Raw genomic sequence first — 10243 nt, forward strand, 5'->3', positions numbered from 1 at the left:
CTAGCTCGACCCGCACCGGTCTGCATCGGAACGACCCGTCCCCTCCCACCGCCAGCGAGCTCGCGACTCGCTGGCGGTATCCTCATCTTGCTCGATCAGGACGGGAAAATCATAAGACAAGCATCGGACCCAAAAGTGGACGCCACTTTTGGAGCCCATCCGATGCTCCGGCCCTTAAGCGGCGCATCGGTTCCGCACGATGCGCCGCGGCTATTGGCGCGCCCACATGACTCTGCCGACCCAGGACACCTCTTCGGCCGGAATCACGCGATCCTCCTGACCTTCGATGAGGGACGCGAGCTCCAGGGTCTTGGCCGAGCGGCGCCTCAGCTCCCTGGCGAGGATCTCGCCGTTCGTCGTGCGGACGACCACCCGGTCGCCCTTGCGGACGCTGGCCGTCGGCGAAATGATGAGCACGTCCCCATCCCTGTAGAGCGGCGCCATGGTGTCGCCCGTCACCTCGAGGGCGAAGACCTTTTCCTGGCCGAAGTCGGGAAAGTCGATCTCGTCCCAGCCGGGGCCGCCGGTGGGAAGGCCCTCGTCGGTGAAGAGCTTTCCGGCGCCCGCGGCTGCCTGCGTCATGCTGATGAGGGGGATCATGGAGCGGCGGAGCGAACCCGACGGTTCGACCAGCCGCAGGAAGTCCTCGAGCGTCGCGCCCGTGGCGCGCAGGATCTTCGCAATCGACTCCGTCGAGGGCCAGCGGTCCCGGCCCTCGGGACTGGTACGCTTCGATTTGTTGAAGCTCGTCGCATCGAGACCGGCCTTGCGAGCCAGCCCTGATGCGGTCATGCCGTGGCGTGCGGCCAGCGCATCGATAGCAGCCCAAACGCGGTCGTGAGACAACATGTGATATACCTTCGCAAGCAGCGAAAAAACTAACTGAAACCGAACCTATTGTTAGGAATTAAGGTTGTTCTGTGGCCCGGACAACCACGAAGACCTTCCAGCGACATCTCGTCCACGTTCGGGTTGCTCCTTAAGCGTTCCGCAGCTACTCAAACCCTCATGAAAACCATCTATAAGATCTGCCCGGAACCGTTGTGGCGCAATGCCGAGAAGGCCGGTTTCTTCGAAGGAGCCCCCATCGACATTATTGATGGGTACCTCCATTTCTCGACGGCACAACAGGTTCGTGAGACGGCGGCCAGGCACTTCGCAGGGCAGGGCGATCTGCTGCTGATCGCCATCGACGAGAGCCGGCTCGGAGAGGCCCTGCGCTACGAGCCGTCTCGCGGCGGCGATCTCTTTCCGCATCTCTACGCGACTCTGCCCCTCTCCGCCGTCCTGTGGGTCAAGCCGCTTCCCCTCGGCAGCGACGGCCATCACATCTTTCCGGATCTCGCACCATGATCGGCAGCCTCTTTCCCTTCGCGAAACCCGTCCTGCACGCGCTCGATCCGGAGACCGCCCATCAAATGACGATCCGGGCGCTGTCCCTGATGCCCGCCACGACGGCGGGCAAGGACGACGATCGTCTCGCCGTCGACGCGATGGGCCGGCGCTTCCCCAATCCCGTCGGGCTCGCGGCCGGATTCGACAAGCAGTGCGAAGTGCCTGACCAACTCCTCGCGCTCGGCTTCGGCTTCGTCGAACTCGGTGGCGTGGTGCCGAGGCCGCAGACGGGCAATCCGCGCCCGCGGCTGTTCCGGCTGGCGCAGGACGAAGCCATCATCAACCGTTTCGGACTGAACAGCGACGGCCTCGACGCGGCTCGCCAGCGTCTCGCGCGGCGTCGGGGAAGACCGGGCATCGTCGGCGTGAACATCGGCGCGAACAAGGACTCGACGGATCGCATCGCCGATTACGCCCAGTGCATCCGCGGCCTTTCCGGTCTCGTCGATTTCCTCACCATCAACGTCTCCTCGCCCAACACGCCGGGCCTGCGCGACCTTCAGGGCGAGGCGTTCCTGGACGATCTCCTTGCCCGCTGCATCGATGCGAGGGACGCGGCGGACGAAGGACGACGGAGGACCATCGTTCTCCTGAAGATCGCCCCCGACATTTCGCTCGAGACTCTCGACGCCATCGTGGCGACGGCCCTGAAGCGCGGCATCGACGGGCTCACCGTTTCCAACACCACGGTTGCGCGGCCCGAAACGCTGAAGGACAGGGCGCTCGCGGGAGAGACGGGCGGATTGTCCGGCAAGCCGCTCTTCGCGCCGTCGACCAGGATGCTGGCCGAGACCTTCCTGCGCGTCGAGCGCAAGCTTCCCCTCATCGGCGTCGGCGGCGTCGATTCCGCCGAGGCGGCATGGGCGAAGATCAGGGCGGGGGCGAGCCTCGTCCAGCTCTATTCGGCCATGGTCTACAAGGGGCCGGGTCTCATCGGCGACATCAAGCGCGGACTGGTGGAGAAGCTGGCCCGGGAAGGCACGACCCTCGCCGCATCCGTCGGGAGGGATGCGCGTGCGCTGGCTGCGGAGCTCTGACCGGCGCTCCGCTCCTCACGCGAACCTGGCGAAGGTCTGCTTCGTCAATCTGGCGCAGAGAGCTGCCTGACCGATGCCGCGCGTGCCGAGAAACACCAGGAGCGCGATCCACAAGGCCGTGTTGCCGAGGCTTCCGGCCGCAAGCAGCACGAGCCCGTAGACCGCGAAGGCCACGACCATGAGGTCGCGCATGGCCCGGGTCCAGGTCGCGCCGGTGTAGATGCCGTCATAGGCGAAGGCGGCCGCGCCCACGAGCGGCGTCAGGGCGGCGAAGATCAGGTAATCCCTCGCGTAGAGGCGGACATCGGCGCTCGTGGTCACGAAGTCGATGAAGGCGCCGCCGACGAGCAGGAACAGGGCGGAGACGGCAAGGCCGAACCCGATGCTCCATCCGAGGCTCAGGGTGACGGCGCGACGAAAGCCGCGCTCGTCGCGGGCGCCGATGCTCTGGCCGCACAGGGTCTCGGCGGCGGTGGCGAAGCCGTCGAGGAAATAGCCGCCGATCAGGAACATGTTGTAGAGCACGGCATTGGCCGCCAGCGTCACGTCGCCGGTTCGCGCGCCCAGGGCGCTGAAGATCGAGAAGGCCAGGATCAGCGCTACGTTGCGGATCATGATGTCCCGGTTCACGGCCATGGTCTGCAGCATCGCGGCCTTGTCCAGAACCTCGCTCCAGGTGACGGAGAAGGGGTTGGAGCCGAGGCGGCGCAGAACCGCGATGCCGAGGCCCACGCCCGCCACCTCCGCCGCCGCCGTGCCGAGGGCCGCTCCCGCGACGCCGAGATCGAAGACGATCACCAGCGTTGCCGTCAGCAGGATGTTGATCACGTTGATCGCCACCTGGAGCAGCAATCCGAGATCGGTGCGGCCGCGCCCGAGGGTGGAGCCCAGGATGACGTAGTTGGCCAGCGTGAAGGGAGCCGCCCAGATGCGGACGAAGAAATAGGTCGACAGCGCCTCCGTCACCGCCGCGCTCGCGCCGGCCACGGAGAAGGCGATGGTCGCGATCGGCCATTGCAGCAGGATCAGCAGGAGGCCGACGACGGCGCCGACGAGCAGAGCGCGCGCCAGGGTGCAATCGACCTGATGCCGGTCGCCGGCGCCCGTCGCCTGGGCGGTCAGCCCGGCGGTGGCCATGCGCAGGGAGCCGAAGCTCCAGAACACGAAATCGAAGATGACGGCGCCGAGGGCGACGGCACCCAGGAGGTGCGCCTCGCCGAGCCTGCCGATCACCGTCGCGTCGACGAGCCCGAGGAGCGGGGTCGTGACGTGGGACAGGGTCATGGGCAGCGCAAGCGCCAGCATGCGCCAATGGGTGACCTCGATCCTCCGCGTCGCTGTGGAGCCGTCCATCATAGTCCCCGCAGGTCCGTCAGCGCCGGTCGAAGAGGCGGGAGATGAGCCAGAGCGGGACGACGATGACCGCTCCGTAGAGGATCCAGAGACCGACCTCCTTCACCGTGTCCAGGCTGAGATCCAGAACAGAGCGGATCCAGTTGAACAGCCCTTCGACCAGCCCGAACGGCGTGATGTCGAGGAAGGCCATGAAGGCCCCGACGAGGAGGGAGAGAAAGATCAGCTTGGCCAGGACCGAGCCGGGCGAGCCGCCGATGAAACGGTGCATGTTGGACATATCCTCATCCTCGTCGAAGAGCTTGGCTGGACCTGGGCTTCGGCGTGTGCTTCATCGCAAGGGCTGGCGACGAACGCAACACTTCCGTGAGAATGGCATGATCGATCCCGCTCTTTTCGACCCATCCGCCATCAGCGACGAAATCCGTGCTCAAAACGCCGATATCGTGGCAAAGCTCTCGACCCTGCCGGACCCGATGTCGGTGCCTCCGGCCCTGGTGCGGGAGCGCCGCCGCCAGGGGCTCGGTCCGTTCCCGCTCATGGCTCCGAGCCCCCGGGCGCAGACCATCGCCATCGACGGCCCGGCGGGGCCCATTCCGCTGCGGATCATCGCGCCGGACAACCCGCGCGGCGTCTACTTCCACATCCATGGCGGCGGCTGGACCTGGGGCACCGCGGACGAGCAGGATCCCTGGCTCGACCGCCTCGCCGACAGGTGCGGCCTTGCGGTCGTGTCCGTGGAATACCGGCTGGCTCCGGAAAATCCCTACCCGGCCGCGCCCGACGAATGCGAGGCGGCGGCCCTCTGGGTGATCCGCGAGGCCGAGAGCCGCTTCGGGACGTCGCGCCTGTTCATCGGCGGCGAGTCGGCCGGGGCTCATCTCTCGGCCGTCACCATCCTGCGCCTGCGGGACAGGCACGGCCTCGATCCCTTCCGGGGCGCGAACCTCTTCGCGGGCTGCTACGACCTCAACCTGACGCCGAGCGTGCGGCTTTGGGGTAGCGAGAGGCTCATCCTCAACACCAACGACGTGCGGGTCTTCGCCGACAATTTCTGCGGCTCCATCGACCGGTACGACCCCGATGTCTCGCCGCTCTTCGCCGATCTGAAGGGCCTGCCGCCGGCGCTCTTCTCCGTGGGTACGCGGGACATGCTCCTGGACGACACGCTGTTCATGGCGTCGCGCTGGGCGGCGGCCGGAAACCGGACCGAACTCGCCGTCTGGCCGGGGGGATGCCACGTATTCATCCGCTTCGAGAGCGCCATGGCCGAGAAGGCGCTGTCGCGGATCGATGCCTTCGTGGAGGCGCTCTAGTCGGCCCCGGCCGGGGAGGGGCGCTGGGTCACGCCGATCTTCGAGGCGGCGATGACCGCCTGGGTCCGGCTGTCGACGCCGAGCTTATCGAGAATGGCCGAGACGTGGGCCTTCACGGTCGCTTCGGAGACATTGAGCTCGTAGGCGATCTGCTTGTTGAGCAGGCCCTCGGACAGCATGGTCAGGACGCGGACCTGCTGCGGGGTGAGGGTGGCGAGGCGGCGCACCAGATCGGCCGTTTCCTTGTCCTCGGCGGCGGACAGGTCCACGTCGGGCGGCGTCCAGGTGTCGCCCGCCAGCACGGCCGAGATGGCGCCGCCGATGCTGTCCACGTCGATGGATTTGGGGATGAAGCCCGAGGCGCCGAACTCCATGGCGCGGCGGATGACCGTGGGCTCCTCCGTGGCCGAGACGATGACCACCGGGTATTCCGGATGCTGCGCCCGCAGCGAGAGCAGCGCCGAGAAGCCTTGCACGCCCGGCATGGTCAGATCGAGCAGGATGAGGTCGAGGTCGCGTTCCTGGGTGAGGGCGGCGTTCAGCTCGTCGAGTCCGCTCGCCTCGATCACCCGGGCCTTCGGCATGACGGAGGCGATGGCCTGCCTCAGCGCCCCACGGAAAAGCGGGTGGTCGTCGGCAATGACGATCGTGGTGTCCTGGCCCTGCACTCTGTTCCTCCCACGCCACTTTTTTGTAAGGCCTTAGCCGCATCCCCGCCGATCTGGCAAGGCAGGAGGAGCGGCAAAGCCATTCTACCTGAAACTGTAGGGGGTATGGAGCCGGTTGTTCAAATATAAACTGCCCGAATGGGGAGGGATCAGGCGCCGATCAGGTGGAAAACGATGTCGCGGCGGTGGGGCCGGTCCCGGTGCTCGACGAGATAGAGGCCCTGCCAGGTCCCGAGAACCATCTGCCCCTCCATGACGGGAATGCTCAGGCTGACGCCGGACAGGACGGTCCGGATATGGGCCGGCATGTCGTCCGGCCCTTCCGTCGTGTGGACGTAGGACCCGTCCCGCGGCGCCAGCCGGTCGAAGGCCATGAGCAGGTCCTCGCGGACGTCCGGGTCCGCATTCTCCTGGATCGTAAGGGAGGCCGAGGTGTGCCGGCAGAAGACCGTCAGGAGCCCTTGCAGGATGCCGGTTCCGAACACCCAGCGCGCGGCCGCGTCGGTGATCTCGGTGAAGCCCTGTCCCCGGGTCTCGACCAGAAGCCTGCCGCTCGCCTGCTGGGTCACGCTGCCTTGGGTGATGGTGTCCACGGTCAGCATCGTCATCCCTCCCGCCGTTCCGCTTCCCGACCCTTCAGAGGGTGGATCTCCTTTTCGCCCCGTTCGAGGATCTTTTCCAGGGTCTCGAGCCGGTCCGCCTCCGCCGCCGGCTTGTCCCAGCGGATCCGGTTGATGCGGGGAAAGCGCATGGCGACGCCGGATTTGTGCCGGGTCGAGCGCTGCAGCCCCTCGAACGCCACTTCCAGCACGAGGCCCCGGTCCCTGCCGTATTCCACCTCCCGCACCGGCCCGAACCGGTTGACCGTGTGGTTGCGGACATAGCGGTCGAGCTTGACCAGCTCCTCGTCCGTGAAGCCGTGATAGGCCTTGCCGACGGGCACCAGCTCCTCGCCGCCGGGTCCGTCGCGCCAGACGCCGAAGGTGTAGTCGGAATAGAAGGAGGAGCGCTTTCCGTGCCCGCGCTGGCCGTACATCATGACCGCATCGACAAGATACGGATCGCGCTTCCACTTGTACCAATGGCCCTTGGGACGGCCCGGCAGATAAGGGCTGCCGGCCCGTTTCACCATGCAGCCCTCGATGGCGTCCGCGTCCGGTCCCGCGCCGACCGAGGCCGGATCGGACCGCGCGGCGGCAAGGTCCTCCCAGGAGGAGAAGGGCACCATGGGCGAGAGGTCGATGCGCGGCTCGTCGAGGCGGGCGACGAGCGCCTCCAGGCGCTGGCGGCGCTCGCGGAAGGGCAGGTCGCGCAGGTCCTCGTCGCCTTCGGTGAGGATGTCGTAGACGCGTAAGTGAGCCGGAAACTCGGCGACGAGCTTGGGCGTCACTGCCTTCCGGTTCAGGCGCTGCTGCAGCACGTTGAAGCTCTGCACGCGGCCCTCACGGACGATGAGCAGCTCCCCGTCGATGGCGCCCTCGAAATCGAGCGCGTCCACGAGGTCCGGAAAGGCGCGGGACACGTCCTCGCCCGTGCGGGAATAGATGCGCCGCACCGGCCGCCCGTCGCTTGCCCGGCCGGAGACCGCCTGGAGCCGGATGCCGTCCCACTTCCACTCCGCCATGAATTCCGAGGCGTCGAGCTTCTCGAAATCCTCCTCCTCCAGCGGATGCGACAGCATCGGCGGGCGGAAGGGCGCGGGATTGCCGGATTCCGGTTTCTCGCCTCGGCCCTCGACCCAGGCGAAGAGATCCTCGTAAGGGGGCTCCAGCCCGTGCCAGATCAGCTCCACCTCGTCGGGCTCGAACCCGCCGAGCTGGGCTACCGCCGTCTTGGCGAGCCGGGCCGAGACGCCGACGCGCAGCTCCCGGGTGATGAGCTTGATCAGCGCCCAGCGCCCGGTCTCGTCGAGGGCGTCCATCCAGCCGGCGACGCGGACCGGCAGGTCGCTCTTGCTCGTGGTGGCGAGCGTCTCGACCACCTCCGAGATGGTCGGCACGTGGGGCGGCGGGTTGTTGTGGCCGATGGCGGGTTCGGCGCCGGCGGGAGCCACGCTCTCATGCCCCGGCGCGGGCCAGATCAGCGCCGCCGTCTCGGCCAGGTCGCCCACATAGTGGTAGGACATGCGGAACAGCACCGGATCGGTGCGCTCCTCCACGAGGCCGCGGATCAGGCCGGGCTTCGCCTCCTTGAACATCAGCGCGCCGGTCATGGCGGCCAGCGCATAGCCGCGGTCCGGGTCCGGCGTGTGCCGGAAATAGTCCATGAGCAGCCGCAGCTTGGCGTTGCGGCGCGGCTCGTAGCCGAGCCGGTCGAGGAGGGCGGCGAAGCGGTTCATGCGGTTTCCCCCGCGTCTTCCTTGGGGGAGGAGGCTTCCTCCGCCTCGCCCTCGTCGCCATAGCCCAGCATGTGCAGGGGCCGCGCCCTGATGCCGTGGGTCGTGCACCAATGGACCAGGGCGTCCTCCTGCCCGTGCGTGACCCAGACCTCGCCCGCGCCGGTCTCGCGGATCGTGCGGCAGAGGTCGTCCCAGTCGGAATGGTCGGAGATCACGAGGGGCAGCTCCACGCCCTTCTGCCGGGCGCGGGCGCGCACCCGCATCCAGCCGGACGCGAAGCAGGTCACCGGGTCGGGGAAGCGGCGGGACCAGAGATCCTGGATGGAGGAGGGCGGGCAGATCACGACCGCGCCGGCGAGCTTCGTCCGCTCCGCGGCGACGACCTTAGGGGTCTCGCCCAGGGAAATTCCTTCCGACTTGTAGAACTCCGTCAGGCGCTCCATGGCGCCGTGCAGATAGATCGGCCGGTCGTAGCCTTCCTCCCGCAGCAGGGCCATGACCCGCTGCGCCTTGCCGAGGGCATAGGCGCCGACGATGTGGGCGCGTTCGGGAAAGAGCGCGACGGAGGCCAGGAGCTTGCGCACCTCGCCCCGGGTGTCCGGATGCCGGAAGACCGGCAGGCCGAAGGTCGCCTCGGTGATGAACACGTCGCAGGGCACGACCTCGTAGGGAAGGCAGGTCGGGTCCTCGGCGCGCTTGTAGTCGCCCGAGACCACGACCCGGGTGCCGCCCGCCTCGATGGATATTTGCGCCGAGCCCAGCACGTGCCCGGCGGGCGTGAAACGCACGGTCACGTCGCCGACGCGCAGGCTTTCGCCGAGCGGGGCTTCCTGGGTCGAGCCCGCGAACTCCGCGCCGTAGCGGACCGCCATGATGAGCAGGGTCTCCCGCGTCGCCATCACGGAGCGGTGCCCCGAGCGGGCATGGTCCGAATGGCCGTGGGTGACGAGCGCCCGCTCCACGGGCCGGACCGGATCGATATGGAAGTCGCCGAGGGGGCAATAGAGCCCTTGCGGGGTCTGGGTCAGGATGTCGGTCGAACGCAGCGCCATGGGTGAGAATATAGGGTGGTGCGCTCCTGTGTCAGTCCCGGCCGGAGCGGAGGGGAGGGGAGTCCACGGGCGCCGGGCTGGAGGCGGATCCCCTTCCCGTGCCTGCGGCGCGCCGGGGATGACACGGGCAGGGTGAAGGCATGGGTTCTCGGGCTGCGGGCGTATGCGCGCGGCCTTGAGGCAGTCGGGGGGGCGCGAGGAGCGAACCGGCTCGAAGGGTGGTGGTGGAGAGGGAAGAGCCGGATGGCCCCTCGCGTACGGTTCTTTTCAGGCGTTCAGGCGGCGCTGGTCCGTGAACGGCCTCAGGCGAACGCCGCACGCCTGGTGCGGCCGGGCCTGCGACCCGCTCCGGCCCCAGGGCGGGTGCCTGGGCCTCCTGCCGCAGGAGGGTGCGTTCCCCTCCGGCGCAGGACCGTGTCGGTCCCACAATCACGACGCCTCGCGAGCGCGCCCCTCGGTGAACCGGACACGAACGATATAGCTTAGCTTGATACGAGTTTCAAGAACAAAGTGGGAACATGATCCGCTATCCACCAGACGTCCCGCTGTCATCCCCGGCGCACGAAGTGCGGGAAAGAGATCCATTCTTCGGCTGGTGCGCATCGGTGGATTCCCTTCCCCTCCGCTGCGCTCCGGCCGGGAATGACAAAGGTGTGCACTGCCGTCATTCCGGGGCCGCGGAGCGGAGCCCGGAACCGATAAACACCAACGCATCCGAAGGGATGATCGGCGTCCCGCCTCGTTCTGCGCCGTCAGCGGCTATGGGTTTCCGGCGTCGCGCGGCCCTTCGGGTCGGGCTCGGCTCTAGCGAGCCGCCCCGGAATGACGGCGTGGAGGCCCCAACGCGGCTTGAAGGCGCGGATGGCCGGGACTGGCCCGGCCATGACGCGGGTGGCGCCGCGTTGCTCTCCTCCCCCACAAGCTTCGGCCGGTTCGAAGCTCATGCAGATGGCGCCGACCTGCTCTCCTCCCCCTTGATACTGCTGGCGAATGGTTGGAGCGATTGAGGCGGGGTCGGCGTTCAGGCTGTAGGGGCTTGGGTTTAGACCTGGAGGGTTCCATGTCGCTCCGCCCGACCGTGAGC

Annotated in this window: 11 protein-coding genes; 3 read left to right on the forward strand and 8 right to left on the reverse strand. The window is 67.7% G+C overall.

Features of this window, described 5'->3' with window-relative positions; all coding sequences use genetic code 11:
- Positions 1-210: 210 nt before the first annotated feature.
- Complete coding sequence (locus ACFOYU_RS15660) at positions 211-849, reverse strand: helix-turn-helix transcriptional regulator (RefSeq protein ID WP_226740131.1); 639 nt, start codon at positions 847-849, stop codon at positions 211-213.
- A gap of 159 nt (positions 850-1008) precedes the next feature.
- Here ACFOYU_RS15660 and ACFOYU_RS15665 point away from each other — a divergent pair, with 159 nt between their 5' ends.
- Both ACFOYU_RS15665 and ACFOYU_RS15670 read left to right on the forward strand, forming a co-directional pair.
- A complete protein-coding gene (locus ACFOYU_RS15665; protein WP_226740129.1) occupies positions 1009-1353 on the forward strand; it encodes a DUF952 domain-containing protein in 345 nt (114 codons plus the stop codon).
- On the forward strand, positions 1350-2432 hold the full coding sequence (locus tag ACFOYU_RS15670; protein ID WP_377034307.1) for a quinone-dependent dihydroorotate dehydrogenase: 1083 nt from the start codon (positions 1350-1352) through the stop codon (positions 2430-2432). Before ACFOYU_RS15665 ends, ACFOYU_RS15670 begins: the two co-directional genes overlap by 4 nt.
- Positions 2433-2447: 15 nt before the next feature.
- Here the strand turns inward: ACFOYU_RS15670 and ACFOYU_RS15675 are convergent, their stop codons facing one another.
- Both ACFOYU_RS15675 and ACFOYU_RS15680 read right to left on the reverse strand, forming a co-directional pair.
- Entirely contained in the window at positions 2448-3785 is a 1338-nt protein-coding gene (locus ACFOYU_RS15675; protein WP_226740124.1) for an MATE family efflux transporter, read from the reverse strand.
- A 19-nt stretch (positions 3786-3804) separates the two neighbouring features.
- Entirely contained in the window at positions 3805-4056 is a 252-nt protein-coding gene (locus ACFOYU_RS15680; protein ID WP_377034308.1) for a DUF6460 domain-containing protein, read from the reverse strand.
- Between the two features lie 106 nt (positions 4057-4162).
- Here ACFOYU_RS15680 and ACFOYU_RS15685 point away from each other — a divergent pair, with 106 nt between their 5' ends.
- Positions 4163-5101, forward strand: a complete 939-nt coding sequence (locus ACFOYU_RS15685; RefSeq protein ID WP_377034309.1) for an alpha/beta hydrolase — start codon at positions 4163-4165, stop codon at positions 5099-5101.
- Here ACFOYU_RS15685 and ACFOYU_RS15690 read toward each other — a convergent pair.
- The 5 genes from ACFOYU_RS15690 to ACFOYU_RS15710 all read right to left on the reverse strand — a co-directional run.
- The gene (locus tag ACFOYU_RS15690) at positions 5098-5769 is read right to left on the reverse strand and encodes a response regulator (RefSeq protein WP_226740119.1); all 672 of its coding nucleotides are present in this window, start codon (positions 5767-5769) and stop codon (positions 5098-5100) included. The genes ACFOYU_RS15685 and ACFOYU_RS15690 overlap by 4 nt on opposite strands.
- A gap of 149 nt (positions 5770-5918) precedes the next feature.
- Positions 5919-6371, reverse strand: a complete 453-nt coding sequence (locus ACFOYU_RS15695; protein ID WP_226740116.1) for a secondary thiamine-phosphate synthase enzyme YjbQ — start codon at positions 6369-6371, stop codon at positions 5919-5921.
- Between the two features lie 2 nt (positions 6372-6373).
- Positions 6374-8107, reverse strand: a complete 1734-nt coding sequence (locus ACFOYU_RS15700; RefSeq protein ID WP_377034310.1) for a cisplatin damage response ATP-dependent DNA ligase — start codon at positions 8105-8107, stop codon at positions 6374-6376.
- The gene (locus ACFOYU_RS15705) at positions 8104-9159 is read right to left on the reverse strand and encodes a ligase-associated DNA damage response exonuclease (protein ID WP_377034311.1); all 1056 of its coding nucleotides are present in this window, start codon (positions 9157-9159) and stop codon (positions 8104-8106) included. Before ACFOYU_RS15705 ends, ACFOYU_RS15700 begins: the two co-directional genes overlap by 4 nt.
- A 752-nt stretch (positions 9160-9911) precedes the next feature.
- The coding region (locus ACFOYU_RS15710) for a hypothetical protein (RefSeq protein WP_377034312.1) at positions 9912-10243 on the reverse strand (332 nt) is incomplete at its 5' end.

The sequence above is a fragment of the Microvirga sp. GCM10011540 genome (genome assembly GCF_042650665.1).
Taxonomy (GTDB): domain Bacteria; phylum Pseudomonadota; class Alphaproteobacteria; order Rhizobiales; family Beijerinckiaceae; genus Microvirga; species Microvirga lenta.

Bases quoted from the DNA above. Each gene is read 5' to 3' on its own strand.
- ACFOYU_RS15660 (WP_226740131.1), bottom strand. From the start codon at position 849: ATGTTGTCTCACGACCGCGTTTGGGCTGCTATCGATGCGCTGGCCGCA.
- ACFOYU_RS15665 (WP_226740129.1), top strand. From the start codon at position 1,009: ATGAAAACCATCTATAAGATCTGCCCGGAACCGTTGTGGCGCAATGCC.
- ACFOYU_RS15670 (WP_377034307.1), top strand. From the start codon at position 1,350: ATGATCGGCAGCCTCTTTCCCTTCGCGAAACCCGTCCTGCACGCGCTC.
- ACFOYU_RS15675 (WP_226740124.1), bottom strand. From the start codon at position 3,785: ATGGACGGCTCCACAGCGACGCGGAGGATCGAGGTCACCCATTGGCGC.
- ACFOYU_RS15680 (WP_377034308.1), bottom strand. From the start codon at position 4,056: ATGCACCGTTTCATCGGCGGCTCGCCCGGCTCGGTCCTGGCCAAGCTG.
- ACFOYU_RS15685 (WP_377034309.1), top strand. From the start codon at position 4,163: ATGATCGATCCCGCTCTTTTCGACCCATCCGCCATCAGCGACGAAATC.
- ACFOYU_RS15695 (WP_226740116.1), bottom strand. From the start codon at position 6,371: ATGCTGACCGTGGACACCATCACCCAAGGCAGCGTGACCCAGCAGGCG.
- ACFOYU_RS15700 (WP_377034310.1), bottom strand. From the start codon at position 8,107: ATGAACCGCTTCGCCGCCCTCCTCGACCGGCTCGGCTACGAGCCGCGC.
- ACFOYU_RS15705 (WP_377034311.1), bottom strand. From the start codon at position 9,159: ATGGCGCTGCGTTCGACCGACATCCTGACCCAGACCCCGCAAGGGCTC.